We start from the raw sequence: 19214 nt of genomic DNA on the forward strand, positions 1-19214 counted from the left end.
GCCCCGAACGGACCGATTCTGCGCTCAATGCCGGAATCATCTCGCTCTCAGGGAGTCTCTAGAACGGCGAACGAGCCTTCCCTCACTGTCGTTCGGCCGCTCCGTCGCTGCCGAGCAGATCGAGTTCGCGGGGGAGTTCGCGCATCCGCAGCAGGCGGGAGGCGAGCACCGGCAGTGAGCCGAGCAGAGCACAGGCCGCGAGAATCCACATCGTCCACGTGACTCCCAGCCAGTCACCGAGGACTCCGGCGAGGAAGGCGCCCAACGGCATCGGCCCCCATACGAGGAAGCGGATCGACGCATTCATCCGGCCCAGCAGCGGCTTCGGGCACAGACGCTGCCGGAAGCTCACCTGCGCAATGTTGTAGACGACGACCGCCCAGGTCACAAGGAACCAGCTGACGAGCAGAGTAGGCAGAGCAGGCAGGATCACCGCGAGCGGGACGCCGAGAAAGCTGAGGCCGCTGATCAGCGCGGACACGGCGATGCTCGTTCCCTCACCGAGGATCTTCTGCACCCAGGAGGCAGTGAGCGCACCGAGGATGCCGCCGACCGAGGCGACGGACATGATGATGCCGAGTTCGACCTGGTGAAGTCCGAGCGTGGTGAGCGCGAACAGCACGAGGAGAGCGAAGATGCCCGACGACGCGAAGTTCGTCAGTCCCGTGCATGCGGTGATCCGGCGCAGCAGCGGATGGCCGAGCACGAAGGCGAGCCCTTCCCGGATCTCGGCGACGAATCCGGCCCGATTCTCCGCCGGCCGTGGGCTCTCGCCGTGCCGGATGAGTCCGACGAGGATGCTTGAGAGTCCCATGCAGATGCTGGTCAGCCCGATGGTGAGCGGGGCGCCGATCGCGGTGACCAGGCCGGAGGCCAAAGTGGGGCCGGCGACTCCTGCGGTCTGCTGGCTGGCTTGGAGTCTGCCGTTGCCGTCGGAGATCGCCTCCCCGTCGACGAGTTCGGGCAGAAAGGACTGGTTGGCGATGTCGAAGAAGACGCTGACGATGCCGACCCCGGCCGCAACGAGGTAGAGCTGGATCATGCTCAGAGAGCCGAAAGCCCAGGCCAGGGGAATGGTCAGCAGGATTGCGGCGCGGATGATGTCGCCGGAGACGATGACGAGCTTCTTCGGCAGACGATCGACCCATGCGCCCGCGGGCAGGCTGATGAACAGGAACGCCGCAGACTCAAGGGTCGCGAGCACACCCATTTCGAAGGCATCTGCGTGAAGGAGCTGCACGGCGATGAGGGGGAGGGCGAAGAGGACGAGTTCGGAACCGAACACGGAGACGGTGTCGCCGGCCCACAGCTTCATGAAATCACGCTGTCTCCACAGGGAGGACCGCTGTGGCCGCTTCGGCGACCGGGGAACAGGCGTTGGTTCCGGTCCGATCAGCTTCGGTTCCGGACCGAGCAGTTTCGGTTCTGGTTCGCTCGGCGTTGCTGGGTCGGCTGCGGCCATTGCTCTTCCTTGAGTCGGCGGGCGGAGAATCAGTGATCGAGAACTGCCAATCAGTAATCCTCCAGGAGCGATTGAGGGAAGTCAATCACTCTTGGAAGATTGATTGACTTCTCCCGATCACTCGCTAGGTTTGAGGCATGAACGCAGATTCGCCAGGCCATCACGCTGCGGGGGATCCGTCCGCCCCGCGTGCGATCGGACAGCAACCCGATCCGCGCTCCAATGGGGATTCCCCTGCCGCAGCCGCCCTCGCCAGGGCCGTCGAACGCCGGGACGCCACCGACGCCGAGGCCAAGGCTCTGGCCTCGAGCATTCGGATTCGGATTCTGCGGCTGTGCCTCGACGAGGCGTTGAGCAATCGAGAGATCGCCGAGGCGGCCGGGCTCAATCCTGCGACCTCGCTCCATCATGTGCGGATGCTCGCCGACACCGGTTTCCTCGAGGTTCAGGAAGCACGGCGGGGCAAGCGCGGGTCCAGGGAGTTCCCGTACCTCGCCACGGGCAAGAGCTGGTTCCTCAACACCGGTGACATAACGAGCGAGATGCTCGATGCCTTCACCGCGGAGTTCACCGCCGCACCGTACGAGGAGCGGACGATGGGGCGGATGGCAGCAATGCTCACCGAGGATGAAGTCGAGGAGTTCCGGACCCGCATCGATGAGCTGTTCGAGGAGTTCCGGTCCCGCAGGAAGAAGGGCGGGGCAAAGCAGTGGGGACTCTTCATCGCCATGCACCCGAGCTCGTCGCGAACCATCACCGAGCAGGATGCTCCCGACCACGAAGATGCTCCCGCCGAAGACGCTCCCGACGACGAAGAAGACCCGGGTGCCCGCGGATGACGTCGACAGTGAACCTCTCCAAAGTTAAGTGGGTTCAGATTGCCAGAATAGCGACGAAAATATACATTCTGAACCCACTTATCTAGCCCAACCCCGCGAAATCGCACTATCCCAGGCTCAGCCAAGCTGATCCGCCGTGGGCGGGTCGACCCGTTACTGACAGGACCGACCTGCCAGCGACGAAGGGGACCAGGTTGGCCGACCTGCCAGCGACGAAAGGGACCAGGTGGGCCGACCCGTCAGGGACCAAAGGGGCCGACCCCGCGCTGGCGCGGAGGTGGGCGATCCGCCCTCTGCCAACCGCCCCGCCACACGCCGAAACCTGCGGATTTGCTGGGCAGGAGCGCAATATCGTCCTAAGATGAGAGACATGGCGACCAGAACGACTTCCCCCGCTTCTGGTTCCGGGAAACGCACAGCGCGCAAAAACGCTGGTCGGTCCGGTCAAGCGGGGACCGAAGAACCCGGGACAAACGTTGTCACCGGTGCATGGAGGGGAGTGGCCCACATGGCCGGAAACCGTGCGCGAAAGACTCTCAGCGACGAACCGACCGATCAATCACCGACGAAGCGGGACGGCACAGCCTTCTTCCTCATCGGACTCTCGATCATCATCGCCGCCTTCGAGTGGTGGAACATCCCGGGCGCGATCAGCGATGGCGTCCGCGGTATCGTCGAGGGCACCTTCGGCCGGGTGGCACTCGCCCTGCCGGTGATCTTCACCTGCTACTCGATCCGCCTGTTCCTGCGCGGCGACGACAACCGCGGCAACAACCGCATCCTCATCGGGATGATCTTCGGCCTGCTCGCGGCCTCGGGCCTGGCCCATATCGCCGCCGGCAATCCGACCTTCACGAACTCCCGCGATGCCATGGCCAACGGGGGAGGCGCGGTCGGCTTCGTCGTGTCCTCACCGCTGGTCGTCGCGACCACCGTGTACGTGGCGGTGCCGCTGCTCGTCCTCCTCGGCCTGTTCTCCCTGCTCGTGGTCACTGCGACCCCGGTGCGGGCTATCCCGCAGCGCCTCACCGCTCTGTACTACCGACTCACCGGTGGGGCCCGGCCCGAGACCGACGCCGAGGCGGCCGAGACCAAACAGTCCGACCTCGTTGCCGAGAACGGCCGCACCTCCGACCTCAAGCCCGTGATGGGCGCCAAGCGCCGCAGCCGGAAGAAGAAGACCGAGATCCCCGATCTCGACTCCGAATCCGCCGACGATGACACCACGACGAAGGCCTACGACAAGGCCTACATCCACGAGAACGACGTCAGCGACGAAGAAGCCGACACCACACGCATCGAGACCGACCCCGAGCCGAAGCTCAAGCCCGGCCAGCGCCGCCCGACCAAGGCCGAACGCGAGATGGCCGAGCTGAAGAAGACCATCGGGATGGACGACGCCGCCGCCAACCAGGCGACGAAGTCCGAACCCGCTGCCGCCTCGGCGCCGGTGCCAGTGACGAATGCACCCGCACCACCGCCCACGGAGCAGCTGCCCGAACGCGTCGAGCAGCTCACCCTGGCCGGGGACGTCACCTACACCCTGCCCGCCTCGGACAACCTCCAGCCCGGGCCCCCCGCGAAGGAGCGCTCCGAGGCCAACGACCGCGTCGTCGAAGCCCTGCGCGACGTGCTCACGCAGTTCAAGATCGACGCCGAGGTCACCGGCTTCTCCCGTGGACCCACGGTCACCCGATACGAGGTGGAGCTGGGCCCCGGCACGAAGGTCGAGAAGGTCACAGCGCTGTCGAAGAACATCGCCTATGCCGTGGCCAGCGCCGACGTGCGCATCCTCTCCCCGATCCCCGGCAAGAAGGCCATCGGCATCGAGATCCCGAACTCCGACCGCGAGAACGTCGCCCTCGGCGATGTGCTGCGGTCGAAGGCCGCCCGCAAGACCGACCACCCGATGGTCATGGGCGTGGGCAAGGACGTCGAAGGCGGATTCGTCGTCGCCGACCTCTCGAAGATGCCTCACCTGCTTGTCGCCGGTGCCACCGGTGCCGGTAAGTCGAGCTTCGTGAACTCCATGATCACCTCGATCATGATGCGCGCGACTCCCGACGAGGTCCGCATGATCCTCGTCGATCCCAAGCGCGTGGAGCTGACGATCTACGAAGGCATCCCGCACCTGATCACCCCGATCATCACGAACCCGAAGAAGGCCGCCGAGGCGCTCGAATGGGTCGTGCGCGAAATGGACGCCCGCTATGACGACCTCGCGAACTACGGGTTCAAACACGTCAAGGAATTCAACAAGGCCGTCCGCGAGGGCCGCATCCAGCCGCCGGCCGGATCCGAACGAGTCCTCCAGCCCTACCCGTACCTGCTGGTCGTCGTCGACGAGCTCGCCGACCTCATGATGGTCGCCCCGCGCGACGTCGAAGCCTCGATCCAGCGCATCACCCAGCTCGCCCGTGCCGCCGGCATCCACCTCATCCTCGCCACGCAGCGACCCAGCGTCGATGTCGTCACCGGCCTCATCAAGGCCAATGTGCCCTCTCGTCTGGCCTTCGCGACCTCCTCGCTGGCCGACTCGCGAGTCGTGCTCGACCAGCCCGGCGCGGAGAAGCTCATCGGCCAAGGTGACGCCCTGTTCCTGCCCATGGGTGCGGCCAAGCCGATGCGTGTCCAGGGTGCCTGGGTCAACGAGTCCGAGATCGAGAAGGTCGTCGAACACGTCAAGGGCCAGCTGACACCGAACTACCGCGAAGACGTGGCCGTCGAAGCGCCGAAGAAGCAGATCGACGAGGACATCGGAGACGACCTCGAGCTGCTGCTCCAGGCGATCGAGCAGGTCGTGACCACGCAGTTCGGGTCGACCTCGATGCTCCAGCGCAAGCTGCGCGTCGGCTTCGCCAAGGCCGGCCGCCTCATGGACCTCATGGAGTCCCGCGGCATCGTCGGACCCTCCGAAGGGTCGAAGGCCCGCGACGTGCTCGTGCGCCCCGACGACCTGCCCGGCACCCTGGCCATCATCAAGGGCGAGACCCCGCCCGAGGATTCCGGCGCGGCTGAGGCACCGAACGGCAGCGGCCAGAACCACGGCGGACAGGGTCACGGTCAGTCCGGCCACGCCTCGGCTGCCGATGACTACGACGAGGAGTTCGACGACGACTACGGCGAGACGTCGCACGGCTCGGCTGCGTCGCACGGCGCAGCTTCGTCCGACCGCTACGCCCACGGAGTCGGCCACGCCGGGGACCTCACGGTCGGCGATACCGAGCCGGAGACCGGGCTCGAGGTCGTCGAAGCCAGCGGAGAGGACGCGTGGCAGCTCACCGGGCGATGATCTGATCCGAACCCCACCCCTCGCCGAGGCGGCGCACCGTTGAAACGGGGCGCCGCCTCGGCGATTGTGGTTGAGATGTCCGTGGTTGGAATGATCTGCTCAGCTCACTCCGATAGGCTGGAGGCGTGAACGATCGAGTCGAGGCCGGAGCCTCTCAGCAGCCCTCTGCAGAACCGAGTCCGTGGAATATCCCGAACGCGCTCACGGTGCTGCGCATCCTCATGGTGCCCCTGTTCCTGGTGCTGCTGCTCATCGACGGCGGCAACGATGTCACACTGCGCTGGTGGGCGCTCGTCGTGTTCCTGCTGGCCATGTTCACCGACTTCGTCGACGGATACCTGGCCAGGCGAAACAACCTCATCACGAATTTCGGCAAGATCGCCGATCCCATCGCCGACAAGTCACTCATGGCCGCCGCCCTGATCGGTCTGGCGATCATCGTCGAACTTCCGTGGTGGGTGCCGGTGATCATCCTCGTGCGCGAGTTCGGCATCACCGTGCTGCGATTCTTCATGATCCGCATCATTGTCATGCCCGCCTCACGCGGGGGCAAGATCAAGACCGTGCTGCAGACCGCGGCGATCGGACTGTTCCTGCTCCTCTTCCCGCTCTCGGCCGTGGTGCCTTCGCTCGTCTACGTCATCCTCCTCGTCATCGCGTGGATCATCATGACCGCGGCCATCGTCGTCACCATCGTCACCGGCGTCGACTACTGCGTGCAGGCGGCGAAGCTGTACAAGGATGCGAAGAGCGGTGGGGACGCGCAGCGTGGTTGAAGCCGAGCCGTTCGCGACCGCGCGGCGCATCATCTCCACCTGCACTCGGCTGGGGATCTCTCTGGCATCGGCGGAGTCGCTGACCGGCGGACGCTTCGTCGCCTCACTCGTCGACGTGCCGGGGGCCTCGGCCGTGGTGCGCGGGGGACTGGTCACCTACGCCACGGACCTCAAGGCGAGCCTGGCCGGCGTCGATGCCGACCACCTCGAGGAGACCGGACCGATCGACCCGGTCGTCGCCGCGCAGATGGCCGTCGGCACCGCCGCGCAGTGCGTCGCCGATATCGGGATCTCGTGCACCGGCGTCGCGGGACCCGATCCTCAGGACGGCAAACCCGTCGGTCTCGTCTACACCGCGATCGCCTTCGGAGGGAAGGCGAAGGTCTTCGAACACGAGTTCACCGGCGACCGAGACGCCATCCGCAGGCAGACGGTGCAGGCGATGGCGGTCAACCTCGACGAGTTCGTCGCCGAACTCGCCTTCGGGCCAGAGAGCGGGCAGGGGACCGGTCGTGGGACGGCCGTGGAATAAGTCGGCACGCCGCGGGGTTGAGCAAGTGATGACCATCGGACGAATATTCTCCAAAGACTTCGAATGGACTGGCAAAACCATCCGCTCGGGGCACCAGGTTGGTGCAGTGTCACAGCCAGGTTGTAAAGTTGTTGGAACCACCATGACGGGACGCGCTGACAAAGGGAGGGCCGCGTTATGTTACTGAGAGTCGAAATCGGCGACGCACTTCGTTCCGCCCGCCGTCGTCAAGGACGCACCCTTCGCGACGTCTCGACCGGGGCCAGCGTTTCACTGGGTTACCTCAGCGAGATCGAACGCGGACAGAAGGAAGCCTCCTCGGAGCTGCTGTCTGCGATCTGTGAGGCACTCGACCTGCCGCTGTCGGCGCTGCTGTCGTCCGTGTCCGATCGCTTCGCACTCGAAGAGGGCGTGCAGATCCCCGACACCATTCCGCAGGAGCTCTCGGACAAGATCCTCGGCCACCCCGAGGGATACTCTTCTCCGCGCCTGGCCGCCAAGCCCTGATGCGGCACACGCTCTACTGGATCCTCATGAACGAGGAGTTCGGTGAGGCTCGTGCCGCCTCCCTGCACACCGACCTGACTCTGAGTTCACTGGGCTCGCGGACGGCCGAAGAGGCATTCTCCGCCGGGGTCGAACCCCGCGACATCTGGATCGCCGTGTGCGATTCCATGGGTGTGCCCGAATCCCGCCGCCTCGGCAAGGAGAAACCGCGGTCGACCCCGTTCTGATCGTTCGCAGCTGCGCGTATCTTTCTCTGCCGACGCGGTGTCGGCCGCGTGTAGACTGATCGCATGAATCAGGCGGTCCCCTTCATCACCTTTCAGCCCAGTCGCGACCAGAGCGCGGCCGAAGCCATGGAGACCTACCTCAAGCTCTTCACAGATGGGCGAGTGATCCTCGACAACCGATACGGTCCCGATGGACCTGGGGCAGAGGGCACGGTCATCATGTCCGAGATCGAGATCGCCGGCCAGAGACTGCGATTCAGCGACAGCTTCGTCGCACACGAGTGGGACATCACTCCCGGTGTCTCTCTCATGGTCGACTGCGAATCGACCGAGGAACTCGAACGCCTCTTCACCGCGCTGAGCGTGCAGGGGACTGTGTACATGCCGCTCGACGACTACGGATTCGGACCATTCGGCTGGGTGGGCGACCGCTTCGGCCTCACCTGGCAGCTGGGCTTGGCGTCGGCCTAGTCTCCGCAGAGACACGCGACACACCCGAATATATAGAACACCTGTTCCCATGTGGGTTATCCTGGTGAGGAATCACGGGACCTGTGACCATGAGTGGCTGGTTATCCACGGGGGAATCGCCTCCTCTGTCGTTATGTCAGTGCCATCTTCTAGCCTTGGTCTCAAAGGAAATGCAACGAAGAGGAGACGTCATGGCACGTACACCCAAGAACCTCCAGGTTCCCACCGGCGGAGACAAGTCGAAGGCACTCGACGCCGCGCTGGGCCAGATCGATCGCAACTACGGCAAGGGCGCGATCATGCGCCTCGGCGACGGTGTGCGTGAGCCCATCGCCTCCATCCCGACGGGTTCGGTCGCTCTCGACATCGCTCTGGGCATCGGCGGTCTGCCGCGCGGCCGCGTCGTCGAGATCTACGGTCCGGAATCCTCCGGTAAGACGACCGTGGCCCTCCACGCCGTGGCGAATGCTCAGAAGGCCGGCGGAATCGCTGCCTTCATCGATGCCGAGCACGCCCTCGACCCCGAGTATGCGAAGAAGCTCGGCGTCGACACCGACCAGCTCCTCGTCTCCCAGCCGGACACGGGTGAGCAGGCGCTCGAGATCGCCGATATGCTCATCCGCTCCGGAGCCCTCGACATCATCGTCATCGACTCCGTCGCAGCCCTCGTGCCCAAGGCCGAGATCGAAGGCGAGATGGGTGACAGCCACGTCGGTCTCCAGGCTCGGCTGATGTCGCAGGCTCTGCGCAAGATCACCGGTGCCCTCGCACAGTCGAAGACCACCGCGATCTTCATCAACCAGCTGCGTGAGAAGGTCGGAGTCTTCTTCGGTTCGCCGGAGACCACCTCGGGCGGTAAGGCACTGAAGTTCTACGCCTCCGTGCGCATCGACGTCCGCCGCATCGAGACCCTCAAGGAAGGTCAGGACGCGGTCGGCAACCGGACCCGGGCGAAGATCGTGAAGAACAAGGTCGCTCCGCCGTTCAAGCAGGCCGAGTTCGACATCCTCTACGGTCACGGCATCTCCCGCGAGGGCAGCCTGATCGATATGGGCGTCGACAACGGCATCGTGCGCAAGTCCGGTTCCTGGTTCACCTATGACGGCGACCAGCTGGGTCAGGGCAAGGAGAACGTCCGCAACTTCCTCCGCGACAACCCGGGCCTGGCCGAAGAGATCGAGCTGAAGATCAAGCACAAGCTGGGCCTGATCCAGGTCGATGAACCTGAGGAAGGCGCCGAGGCGGCCGGAGAAGCACAGACGGATGACGTCGAAGTCTCCTGACGCCCCGTCGGCCGACGACGAGTTGACCGGTATCGAGTCCACCGCATCGACCGGAGAGGTCAGTGCGGGGGACTCAGGCCAGAGTGGCTCGTCTCAGACCGAGACGCTCTCGCAGCTGCGCAGTGCGATCTCGGAGATCGACCAACGCCATGCCGAGGGAGAGGCCGGATTCTTCGCCGGTCTCTCCGGGCTCGATGACGACGATGTCGCTGATCGTGCCCGGTCGGTAGCGAGCACGGCCTCCCGGAAGAAGAAGACGAAGAGCGGGAAGAGTCCGCGGCCGGAATCCGACAACGGATGGGTCGAAGGAGATACCGGCTCAACTCCGGACTTCGTCGACGCCCCGGACTTCGTCGACGCCCCTGACGACGCCGCACCGGATTTCGCCGCCGGTCCCGGGCTGAGCTTCGACGACGACGAAGACGACGCCCCTGACTTCGACGCGGACTACGCACAGGCGAAGAAGACGGCGATGAACATGCTGGCCATGCGCGATCACTCCAGCGACGAACTGCGCAAGAAGCTCCTCAAACGCGACCTCATGCCCGAAGCGATCGACGTCCTCATCGAGAAGCTGCAGAACTCGCGCCTGCTCAACGACGAAGAGTTCGCTCACCGCTTCGCACGGGCACAGCGGGAGAACCGGAAGCTCTCCCGCTCCGTGCTCAAACGTGAACTGAGCAGAAAGGGCATCAGCCCCGAACTGGCCTCCGATGCCGTGGCCGACATCGACGGTGAGGAAGAGCTCGCCCGCGAAGTGGCCGAGAAGAAAGCCGCCTCCACCCGCCGACTCGACTATGCGGTGCGAGAGCGCCGAATCCTCGGTATGCTCGCCCGCCGCGGCTTCCCCTCGGCGATCTGCATCAAGGTCACACGGGACGTGCTCGCCGAAGACTGAAACCGCGCCTGCAGAACGGCTAGAATGGGTGCGCCATGACTGAACTGATTGAATCCCCGACGACATCCGAAACCACCCCTCGCAGCTACGAGGTCAAGACCTACGGATGTCAGATGAACGTGCACGACTCCGAGCGCCTGTCCGGACTGCTCGACGATGCCGGCTACGTTCAGGCGAACACCGACGACCAAGCCGACGTCGTCGTCTTCAACACCTGCGCCGTCCGCGAAAACGCCGACAATCGTCTCTACGGCAACCTCGGCCAGCTCGCGAGGGTCAAAGAGAACCACCCCGGACTCCAGATCGCCGTCGGCGGATGCATGGCACAGAAAGACCGCGACACCATCGTGAAGAAGGCCCCCTGGGTCGACGTGGTCTTCGGCACCCACAACATGGGCTCTCTGCCGGCACTGCTCGAACGCGCCCGCCACAACGAGGAAGCCCAGGTCGAGATCCTCGAGAGCCTCGACGTCTTCCCCTCCACCCTGCCCAGCCGCCGCGACTCCCAGCACTCCGGTTGGGTCTCGATCTCGGTCGGCTGCAACAACACCTGCACCTTCTGCATCGTGCCCAGCCTCCGCGGCAAAGAGAAGGACCGCCGCCCCGGCGACATCCTCGCCGAGGTCGAAGCGCTCGTCGCCGACGGAGTCGTCGAAGTCACCCTGCTCGGCCAGAACGTCAACTCCTACGGTGCCGAATTCCGTGACAAGGGCGCATTCGCGAAACTGCTGCGCGCCGTGGGCAACGTGGAAGGAATCGAACGGGTCCGCTTCACCAGCCCGCACCCGGCCGCATTCTCCGATGACGTCATCGACGCGATGGCCGAGACCCCGACCGTGATGCCGCAGCTGCACATGCCGCTGCAGTCCGGTTCCGACACGATCCTCAAATCCATGCGCCGCTCCTACCGGACCAAGCGGTTCATGAACATCCTCGACACCGTGCGCGAGCGCATCCCACACGCGGCCATCACCACCGACATCATCGTCGGCTTCCCCGGCGAGACCGAAGAGGACTTCCAGGGCACGATGGACATCGTCCGCCGGGCCCGATTCTCCCAGGCCTTCACCTTCCAATACTCCATCCGCCCCGGCACACCCGCGGCGACGATGGACAACCAGGTGCCGAAGGACGTGGTGCAGGAACGATTCGAACGCCTCACCGCGCTGCAGGACGAGATCGCCTGGGACGAGAACAGAGCACAGGTCGGCCGTGAGGTCGAGGTGCTCGTGACCAAGCTGCCCCACGACGATTCCCCACGCCTGAGCGGCCGTGCCGAAGACAACCGCCTCGTCCACGTCGGAATCCCCGAAGGCACCCAGATGCCGCGACCCGGCGACTTCGTCACCGCCACCGTCACCGAGGCGAAGCCCTACTTCCTCCTCGCCGATTCGGGATTCTCCGTGCGCCCGTCCCGTGCCGGCGACGCCTTTGACCGGGCACAGGCCGACAGCTGCGGCGCACCGAGCCCCGGCCAGGGTTCGGCAGGCGCCACGAACCTCGGCATGCCGACCATCCGCCCCCGCGGCTGAGATGGGTGCCTTTGCCATCATCCCGGCAGCCCCCGTGCTGCTCGACGACATCGACCTCAGCGAGACCGCCAGGACGGTCGACCTGCGGACCGCCATCCGCGCGACCTTGAGGACGCAGACCGGTTGGGCTCTGCCGATCGAGACTCTGCCGCCGGTGGCCGGGCTCGGCGGCTGGGGAATCGACCGTGGAGTCGACACCCGAACCGGTCAGCTGCTGTCCGGGAACGAATGGGTCGAGACCGTTGAGGCCCTGACGAGGGAAGAACGTCAGTTCGCCGAGGCGGCCGACTCCGCCGTCATCGTCGCTATTCTTCACGCTCACGCCGCCGACGTCGAAATCGGTCCGCTCGGCTCGAGCGAGAATCTTCTGCTGCCCATCGACCTGTCGGGAGCAGCAGCAGAAGACGCCCCCTTGGCTCCGATCGACGGCGCTGCGGAATTCGACACCGCAGTCATCGAGACACTCACCTCCGGGACGACCATGGAGACGAAGAGACTGCTCGAACTCTGTGATCACGCGGGGACCATGGCCGCCAGCCTCAGTGTGCTTGCCGCCGGGATCCGCCACATCGTCGACCAAGGTGCTCGTGTCTCGACGCTGCAGCCGGTCGTCGACGAATCCGTTCACGAAGTGCATACTCTCTGCGGCACCGGGCAGTGGGCGTGATCGCTCATGGCTGAGGGGCAGTCGCCGACTCCGAACGGCATATCGACGTTGCCCGGTGAGCGGTCGACGCTGCCGGGCGAGCGGTCGATGCAGCCGGGCGATCAGTCGACGCCGCCGATCATCACCGTGGTCGGAGCTACTGCCACCGGGAAGTCGGATCTCGCGCTGGATCTGGCCGGCCACCTCGGCGGGGAGATCATCAACACGGATTCGATGCAGTTCTACCGGGGGATGGACATCGGCACTGCGAAGCTGCCGGTCGAGGAACGGCGGGGGATTGCGCACCACCTCATCGACATCCTCGACGTCACCGAAGAGGCGAACGTCCAAGACTTTCAGGCACGTGCGCGAACGGCGATCGCGGACATCCGAGGGCGCGGACTGCGGCCGATCCTCGTCGGCGGATCAGGACTCTACGTGCGCGCCGCCGTCGACCATATGGAGTTCCCGGGAACCGATCCCGAGGTGCGGGCCCGGCTCGAGGCAGAGGCCGCGAGGGACCGTTGGGGTCTGCACCGGAAGCTGCGGGAACTCGACCCGAAGGCGGCCGCGAAGATCACCGTCAATGACCAACGACGCATCGCCAGAGCGCTCGAAGTCATCGAACTCACGGGGCGACCCTTCAGCGCTCAGCTGCCGGACTATCAGGAGATCGAACCGACCATCCACATCGGTCTGAGCATGGACCGGCCCGTACTCCATGAGCGGATCGCCACACGCGTCGAACTCATGTGGGACCAAGGCTGGGTCGATGAAGTGCGTCACCTGCTCGACGCGGGGCTGGCCGAAGGAAAGACCGCGTCGCGCGCCATCGGATACGCACAGATCCAACGCCACCTGACCGAAGAGCTCACCGCCGCCGAGGCGAAGGAAGAGACAACGATCCGCACCCGGCAGTTCGCACGCCGACAGGACACTTGGTTCCGTCGTGACCCGCGCATCCACTGGATCGACGGCAGCGCCGCAGACGCCGAGCAGAATCTGACGCATGCGCTCGACCTGCTCGGCGAGTCCTGAGCGATGGCCGAGGTCTGAAGCCGAGCAGTGGACAGACCAGGGCGGGTGCGGGGACACGTAATCAGCGGGGGCCGTCTCCGAAGGGCGCAGGCTACCCGACGGCGGCCGGAGGCTGGTCGCGAACCCGCGGGCGACTGTTTGCCTCGACGTCGATTCCGCGCATGCCCAGGAGCACGACCGAAGCCAAGAGGAGCACCGCTCCGACGAATATGTAGATGGCTTGAGGACTCCATCCGCCGTCCAGCATCGCACCGGTCGCCGTCGGCGCGATGATGGCGCCGAACCGCCCGATTCCGATGCCCCAACCCGCGCCGGTCGAGCGCAGCGTCGATGAGTACGACTGCGGCGTCAGCACATAGAGTCCGGCGATGCAGCCGTTGATCGACATACCGACGAGCACACCGAAGACCGCGACGACTGCGACCCACTGCGCCATGAAGATGAAGATCGCCATGAGCACAGCAGCCACCACGGAGAACGTCATGAGCACGGATCGGGTGGACCAGCGTGAGGTGAAGAGGCCGAAGACCACCGAACCGATGGCTCCGCCCAAGGTGAGACCGACGGTGACGATCATCGACAGGGTGTCGGTCAGGCCGGTTTCGTGCATCAGCCGCGGTGTCCACGAATTCACGAAGTAGAACCCGAACATGATGATGAAGAACGTCGTCCAGACGACGAAGGTGACGCGACGATTCCGGCGATTGAACAGCGCCGTGATCCCAGTGCCGACGTCCGAATCTCCGGCTGATGCGGGCCCCCTCGCGTCGATATCGACCGGCCCGTCGAAGCCGAGCCTGCCGGCGATGGCCTCGAGCCTGGTCTGCGAATCGTGCGGCTTCCTGTTGTAGAGGAACGAGGGGGACTCCGGCACCAAGAAGACGACGAGCAGGAGTGAGAAGACGGCCAGCGCACCGCCGAGGACGAACACCGACCGCCAGCCGGAACTCGCGATGAGTGCGACCATGACGGATCCTCCGACAGCCGCACCGATTCCGTATCCCGCGGCATAGATGCTGATGACCAGTCCGCGACGCTTGCGCGACGAGTATTCGGCCGAGATGACGTTGGTGGCGACCAGAATGCCTCCGATGCCCAGGCCCGTGACGATGCGCCACAGGCCGAGCTGATTCGCCGACGTCGCGGTCGCGGACATGAAGAGGCCGATCGCATTGACGATGATGGCGATCATGATCATGTTTCTGCGCCCGATCCGGTCTGCCACCGGGCCGAGGACCAGAGCACCGACGGCCATACCGAAGAGCGCTGCACTCATGACCAGGCCGAGGGCCGTCCCGGAGAGTCCGAATTCCTCGGTCACCTGGTTGGAGGAAAAGGAGATGGCCAGGACGTCGTAGCCGTCAAGGGCGTTGAGGAATGTGCAGATCGCGACGATCAGCCATTGGTAGAAGGACATCGGCGAGTTGTCGATGCGGGTACGTAGATCCACGAGCAGTCTCCGTCTTTGTGAGGCCTGGTGAAGAGCAGGAACGTCGCTCCGATGCGACTTCCCTATGCAGAGTCCCTATTGAGATAGTGAAAGCGGGTTGCCGGTCACGCTAGCAAAGCCCGGGTCCCAGGGCAATGGTTCGCCGGCGGAGTTCGCGCCGGTGGAGTGAATTCACAATTACCTATGGACATAGGCAAATACCTATGTTTATAGTGATTAACGGAACCCATGGAAGTGTTCATGAAAGGCGGCCCCGTGGTCACAGCAACCGGAACCCAGATCGTCGACGACTACTCCCTCGAAATGACGGGCAAGGATGTCGGAAAGCTGCGTGACGCTGCTCATGCCATTCCCTCAGGCACACGCATCAACGTCACCTTCCTCGGCAACGAGGACCTGCGGATGCGGGTCGAAGCCGCGGAAGCGGTCCGCGAGCTGGGCTTCGTGCCGGTGCCGCACATCTCCGCTCGCCGGCTGAAGTCCCAGACCGAACTGGAAGACTTCCTCGGCGAACTTCAGCAGGTCGGTGCTTCGGAGCATGTATTCGTCATCGGGGGAGACCCGAGGGAACCGGAAGGACCCTACGCCGATTCGCTGTCGGTCATCGACACCGGACTGCTGCCGAACTTTGGAGTGACCGAGGTCGGCATCGCCGGATACCCGGAAGGCCACCCCGATATCGCAACGAGCGACCTGTGGTCTCATCTGGAGGCAAAGACTCAGTCCCTGAAAGACCAGGGACTCGAACGTGTGGTCCTCACCCAGTTCGCTTTCGATGCCGATCGGGTCAGCGAATGGGTCAAGGAGACCCGGGAGCATGGAATCGAATCCCTCGTCCGCATCGGAACTCCCGGCCCTGCCGGAATCAAGCGGCTGCTCGGATATGCGGGCCGATTCGGTGTCGGGACGAGCGCCTCGATCGTCAAGAAGTACGGTTTCTCGCTCACCAATCTTCTCGGCACTGCCGGTCCCGGCAAGTTTCTCACCGAGCTGGCTGACGACATCGACCCCGGTTCGACGAGAGACGATGTCAAGGTGCATTTCTACACCTTCGGCGGTCTGCTCAACACGGCACAATGGGTCAGCGACTTCTCGGCCGGACGGTGAAGACATGACCATCATCCAGTGACCGCAACGACAAATCAGAACAGAGAGGTTCACATCTCATGACCGACAATCTCCAGCAGCTCCTCGACACCGCCAATCCGGTCGACCTGCTCCGCAATTCCCAGATCGGGTCCTACATCTACCCGGTGGTTCCCGCCGACTTCAGCAATTGGATCAAGGAACAGCGGGCTTGGCGTGAGACGGCTGTCCTCTACGACCAGTCGCACCACATGGACAACGTGTTCCTGCGCGGCTCTGGTGCCATCAGACTCATCTCCGACACGGCCATCAACTCGACGGCGAAGTTCGCGGTGAACAAGGCCAAGCAGTACGTTCCCACGACGGCCTCTGGCCATGTCATCGGCGACGGCATCCTCTTCCACGAAGCCGAAGACGAGTACGTCTATGTCGGGCGCGCTCCGGCTTCGAACTGGCTGCTCTACCACGGTGAGACCGGTGGTTACTCGAATCTCGACATCGAGATCGATCGTCGTTCGCCCTCTCGCCCGTACGGCGACGCGGTCTCCCGCCGGTATTACCGATTCCAGATCCAGGGCCCGAATGCGTGGAGCATCATCGAGAAGCTCAATGGCGGCCCGCTCGAGAAGCTCGGATTCTTCAACATGTCGACGATGTCGATCGCCGGCCGGCAGGTCCGCACACTGCGACACGGAATGGCCGGAGCACCGGGCCTCGAGGTCTGGGGCCCGTACGAAGACCACCACCTGATCCGCGACGCCATCGTCGAGGCGGGAGCCGAGTTCGGCCTTCTGCCGGTCGGGTCTCGCGCCTACCCGTCGAACACTCTGGAGTCCGGTTGGATCCCCTCCCCGCTGCCCGCGATCTACACGGGTGAGGAAGAACGCGGATTCCGTGAATGGCTCGGTGTCGACAGCTACGAGGCGACCGGGACCCTGGCCGGATCGTTCGTCTCGGAGAACATCGAAGACTACTATCTGACTCCGTGGGAGCTCGGCTACGGTTCCTTCGTCAAGTTCGACCATGATTTCATCGGCCGCAGCGCCCTGGAGAACATGGATCCGGCGCAGCAGCGCCGGAAGGTCACGCTGGCCTGGGACGCCGACGACCTCGGCCAGGTATTGTCGTCGCCGCTCAACGTCGACGGCCCCAACTTCAAGTACTTCGATCTGCCTCTTGCCAACTACGGTTCGGCGAACTACGACGCGGTCATCGACGCCGAGGGCAACACGGTCGGGTTCTCGATGTTCACCGGATACTCGGCCAACGAGCGTCGCGGACTGTCACTGGCTGTGGTCGATCCCGAAGTTCCCGAAGGCGCGGAGCTCAAGGTCGTGTGGGGCGAACCGGACGGCGGGACGACCAAGGCATCGGTCGAGCCGCACGAGCAGACCGAAGTCCGTGCCGTCGTCAGTCCCGTCCCGTACTCGACGGTCGCACGTCAGACGTACAAGGGCGGCTGGCGGACCGGCTATACGAACTGACACCGCTATCCTGAAAGGGCCCGGACTTCGGTCCGGGCCCTCTTGGCGTTCGACTGTAGGGAGATCCAGACCAATGAGCCTACGCAGTGCTCTCCTCGTGCTCTTGCGGATTGCACCGATGTCCGGCTACGAGCTGCAGAAGCAGTTCTCGCACTCCGTGGGATACGTCTGGCATGCTCCCGACTCCCAGATCTATCCCGAGCTGAGGAAGATGGCCGCGGAGGGACTCGTCGAGCCCGAAGAGCAGACGCGGGGGAGCGTGGCCACCAGGCGGGTGTATCACGTGACAGACGCGGGTGAGGAGAGCTTCGCCGAATGGATGCGCACTCCGCTGAAGTATCAGCGCACGCGAGACGCCGCGCATCTCAAAGCCTCGTACCTGGAGTCAGCCGATCACGAGACCCGAATCGCCTTCCTGGGCGATCACATCGCTCATTGGACGTCTGAACTGAAGTGCTGGCAAGACGAAATCGAGAAGATCGACACTCTGACCACGCCCATGCTCAACCGGCGTTTGGAAGTGACCCGCCCCGAGGACCGAGAGAAGACGATCGCCTTCAAACGGTTCGCCTATGAGGGGTTGGCCGAGAAGGCACGAACCGAGATCGCCTGGGCGAAGAAGGGCCTCGAGCTGGCGAAGAGGTTCGGTCCCTGACCAGAGACTGTATCGAGCCACCGGCGCCCACCGATAGGATGGAGTCATGAGCACTCCGGATACCCCGTTCGCAGCATGGGCCGATGCCGCCTTCGTCAAGGGACACGGCACGCAGAACGACTTCGTCCTGATCTCCGACGACGACAGCAAGCTGGAGATGCATCCCGAAGCCGTCGCCACGCTCGCCGACAGGCGGGCCGGGCTCGGCGCCGACGGGATCATCCGCATCGTCCGTTCCGCAGCCAGCGGCATCCCGGGGGCCGCCGAACAGGCCGAAGCCGGAGCCGAATGGTTCATGGACTACTACAACAATGACGGCAGCCTGTCCGAGATGTGCGGCAACGGTGTCCGTGTCTTCGCTCACGCGCTCGTCACCAGCGGTCGCGTCTCTGCTGATGCCCGTGACATCCTCGTCGGCACCCGTGACGGCATCAAGACGGTGCGCACGACCCTCAACCCGGCTCTCGGCGTCCAGACCGGCGACGACGTCGTCGGTACGGGAGTGTCAGGACCGGGCTCGCCCGGCGATGCCTGGTACACGATCGACATGGGCGACTGGTCGCTCGACCCATCGAGCTCCGTGCTCGTGGACACCGGCGGCATCGAGGTCGCCCGCCCCGGCCTGCGCGTGTCCACCGGCAACCCCCACACCGTCGTCGCCCTGGCCGAGAACGCTGAGCTCGCAGCCGCCGACCTGCGCGATGCCCCACTCCTCGACCCTGTCCCGCCGCAGGGATCCAACATCGAATACATCGTCATGGAACCGGCCCGATCCGATGTGGCCGGGGGAGAAGGCGCTCTGCGCATGCGCGTGTTCGAACGCGGAGTCGGAGAGACCCGGTCCTGCGGAACGGGTGCCTGCGCGGCGGCGATCGCAGCCCATCACTGGGCCGGGGAGAAGTCACCTCTGCAATGGCGAGTCGATGTGCCCGGCGGTCAGCTGCGCATCGAAATCGAACCCGATGTCGAGGGCACGAGCGGACGCGTCAGCCTCGCCGGCCCCGCGGTCCTCGTCGCCAGCGGCACGATCAGCTGA

Annotated in this window: 18 protein-coding genes; 16 read left to right on the forward strand and 2 right to left on the reverse strand. The window is 64.6% G+C overall.

The window, feature by feature from the left end; translation table 11 throughout:
- Positions 1 to 82: 82 nt before the first annotated feature.
- Complete coding sequence (locus FHG09_RS14070) at positions 83 to 1396, reverse strand: MFS transporter (protein ID WP_319803266.1); 1314 nt, start codon at positions 1394 to 1396, stop codon at positions 83 to 85.
- Between the two features lie 203 nt (positions 1397 to 1599).
- On the opposite strand from FHG09_RS14070, the gene FHG09_RS14075 reads away from it, so the two are divergent.
- The 12 genes from FHG09_RS14075 to miaA all read left to right on the forward strand — a co-directional run bounded on the left by FHG09_RS14075 (position 1600) and on the right by miaA (position 13503).
- Positions 1600 to 2301 (forward strand): ArsR/SmtB family transcription factor, encoded by a 702-nt coding sequence (locus FHG09_RS14075; RefSeq protein ID WP_152348269.1) that lies wholly within the window; start codon positions 1600 to 1602, stop codon positions 2299 to 2301.
- Positions 2302 to 2809: 508 nt separating this feature from the next.
- Positions 2810 to 5593: a DNA translocase FtsK gene (locus FHG09_RS14080; protein ID WP_152348270.1), complete on the forward strand. Its 2784-nt coding sequence runs from the start codon at positions 2810 to 2812 to the stop codon at positions 5591 to 5593.
- A gap of 125 nt (positions 5594 to 5718) precedes the next feature.
- Positions 5719 to 6369, forward strand: coding sequence for a CDP-diacylglycerol--glycerol-3-phosphate 3-phosphatidyltransferase (pgsA, locus tag FHG09_RS14085; protein ID WP_152348271.1), 651 nt, complete (start codon positions 5719 to 5721; stop codon positions 6367 to 6369).
- Complete coding sequence (locus FHG09_RS14090; RefSeq protein WP_227492776.1) at positions 6362 to 6901, forward strand: CinA family protein; 540 nt, start codon at positions 6362 to 6364, stop codon at positions 6899 to 6901. Before pgsA ends, FHG09_RS14090 begins: the two co-directional genes overlap by 8 nt.
- Positions 6902 to 7078: 177 nt before the next feature.
- Entirely contained in the window at positions 7079 to 7408 is a 330-nt protein-coding gene (locus tag FHG09_RS14095) for a helix-turn-helix domain-containing protein (protein ID WP_062244061.1), read from the forward strand.
- A complete protein-coding gene (locus FHG09_RS14100; protein WP_135809558.1) occupies positions 7408 to 7635 on the forward strand; it encodes a DUF3046 domain-containing protein in 228 nt (75 codons plus the stop codon). Before FHG09_RS14095 ends, FHG09_RS14100 begins: the two co-directional genes overlap by 1 nt.
- Positions 7636 to 7698: 63 nt before the next feature.
- A complete protein-coding gene (locus tag FHG09_RS14105) occupies positions 7699 to 8106 on the forward strand; it encodes a VOC family protein (RefSeq protein ID WP_152348273.1) in 408 nt (135 codons plus the stop codon).
- A 191-nt stretch (positions 8107 to 8297) separates the two neighbouring features.
- A complete protein-coding gene (recA, locus tag FHG09_RS14110; RefSeq protein WP_152348274.1) occupies positions 8298 to 9389 on the forward strand; it encodes a recombinase RecA in 1092 nt (363 codons plus the stop codon).
- On the forward strand, positions 9370 to 10287 hold the full coding sequence (locus tag FHG09_RS14115; RefSeq protein WP_152348275.1) for a regulatory protein RecX: 918 nt from the start codon (positions 9370 to 9372) through the stop codon (positions 10285 to 10287). Before recA ends, FHG09_RS14115 begins: the two co-directional genes overlap by 20 nt.
- Before the next feature lie 35 nt (positions 10288 to 10322).
- Entirely contained in the window at positions 10323 to 11819 is a 1497-nt protein-coding gene (gene miaB / locus FHG09_RS14120; protein WP_152348276.1) for a tRNA (N6-isopentenyl adenosine(37)-C2)-methylthiotransferase MiaB, read from the forward strand.
- Between the two features lies 1 nt (position 11820).
- A complete protein-coding gene (locus FHG09_RS14125; RefSeq protein ID WP_152348277.1) occupies positions 11821 to 12486 on the forward strand; it encodes a hypothetical protein in 666 nt (221 codons plus the stop codon).
- Positions 12487 to 12573: 87 nt separating this feature from the next.
- Positions 12574 to 13503 (forward strand): tRNA (adenosine(37)-N6)-dimethylallyltransferase MiaA, encoded by a 930-nt coding sequence (gene miaA / locus FHG09_RS14130; protein WP_152348383.1) that lies wholly within the window; start codon positions 12574 to 12576, stop codon positions 13501 to 13503.
- Between the two features lie 91 nt (positions 13504 to 13594).
- On the opposite strand, the gene FHG09_RS14135 is transcribed toward miaA, so the two are convergent.
- On the reverse strand, positions 13595 to 14953 hold the full coding sequence (locus FHG09_RS14135) for an MFS transporter (RefSeq protein ID WP_152348278.1): 1359 nt from the start codon (positions 14951 to 14953) through the stop codon (positions 13595 to 13597).
- 255 nt (positions 14954 to 15208) lie between these two features.
- Between FHG09_RS14135 and FHG09_RS14140 the strand changes: the two genes are divergently transcribed.
- The 4 genes from FHG09_RS14140 (at position 15209) to dapF (ending at position 19214) form a co-directional block, all read left to right on the forward strand.
- Positions 15209 to 16060, forward strand: a complete 852-nt coding sequence (locus FHG09_RS14140) for a methylenetetrahydrofolate reductase (RefSeq protein ID WP_227492777.1) — start codon at positions 15209 to 15211, stop codon at positions 16058 to 16060.
- Between the two features lie 59 nt (positions 16061 to 16119).
- A complete protein-coding gene (gene ligM, locus FHG09_RS14145; protein ID WP_152348279.1) occupies positions 16120 to 17523 on the forward strand; it encodes a vanillate/3-O-methylgallate O-demethylase in 1404 nt (467 codons plus the stop codon).
- Between the two features lie 73 nt (positions 17524 to 17596).
- Positions 17597 to 18178, forward strand: a complete 582-nt coding sequence (locus FHG09_RS14150) for a PadR family transcriptional regulator (protein ID WP_152348280.1) — start codon at positions 17597 to 17599, stop codon at positions 18176 to 18178.
- Positions 18179 to 18224: 46 nt separating this feature from the next.
- Entirely contained in the window at positions 18225 to 19214 is a 990-nt protein-coding gene (gene dapF, locus FHG09_RS14155; protein WP_152348281.1) for a diaminopimelate epimerase, read from the forward strand.

Origin of the sequence: Brevibacterium sp. CFH 10365, from assembly GCF_009299785.1 — a bacterium.
Classification (GTDB): Bacteria; Actinomycetota; Actinomycetes; order Actinomycetales; family Brevibacteriaceae; genus Brevibacterium; species Brevibacterium limosum.

What these genes read in the sequence shown, in the direction of transcription:
- FHG09_RS14075 (WP_152348269.1), top strand. Translation starts at nt 1,600, where the DNA reads ATGAACGCAGATTCGCCAGGCCATCACGCTGCGGGGGATCCGTCCGCC.
- FHG09_RS14080 (WP_152348270.1), top strand. Translation starts at nt 2,810, where the DNA reads ATGGCCGGAAACCGTGCGCGAAAGACTCTCAGCGACGAACCGACCGAT.
- FHG09_RS14095 (WP_062244061.1), top strand. Translation starts at nt 7,079, where the DNA reads ATGTTACTGAGAGTCGAAATCGGCGACGCACTTCGTTCCGCCCGCCGT.
- FHG09_RS14100 (WP_135809558.1), top strand. Translation starts at nt 7,408, where the DNA reads ATGCGGCACACGCTCTACTGGATCCTCATGAACGAGGAGTTCGGTGAG.
- FHG09_RS14105 (WP_152348273.1), top strand. Translation starts at nt 7,699, where the DNA reads ATGAATCAGGCGGTCCCCTTCATCACCTTTCAGCCCAGTCGCGACCAG.
- recA (WP_152348274.1), top strand. Translation starts at nt 8,298, where the DNA reads ATGGCACGTACACCCAAGAACCTCCAGGTTCCCACCGGCGGAGACAAG.
- FHG09_RS14115 (WP_152348275.1), top strand. Translation starts at nt 9,370, where the DNA reads ATGACGTCGAAGTCTCCTGACGCCCCGTCGGCCGACGACGAGTTGACC.
- miaB (WP_152348276.1), top strand. Translation starts at nt 10,323, where the DNA reads ATGACTGAACTGATTGAATCCCCGACGACATCCGAAACCACCCCTCGC.
- FHG09_RS14125 (WP_152348277.1), top strand. Translation starts at nt 11,821, where the DNA reads ATGGGTGCCTTTGCCATCATCCCGGCAGCCCCCGTGCTGCTCGACGAC.
- miaA (WP_152348383.1), top strand. Translation starts at nt 12,574, where the DNA reads ATGCAGCCGGGCGATCAGTCGACGCCGCCGATCATCACCGTGGTCGGA.
- ligM (WP_152348279.1), top strand. Translation starts at nt 16,120, where the DNA reads ATGACCGACAATCTCCAGCAGCTCCTCGACACCGCCAATCCGGTCGAC.
- FHG09_RS14150 (WP_152348280.1), top strand. Translation starts at nt 17,597, where the DNA reads ATGAGCCTACGCAGTGCTCTCCTCGTGCTCTTGCGGATTGCACCGATG.
- dapF (WP_152348281.1), top strand. Translation starts at nt 18,225, where the DNA reads ATGAGCACTCCGGATACCCCGTTCGCAGCATGGGCCGATGCCGCCTTC.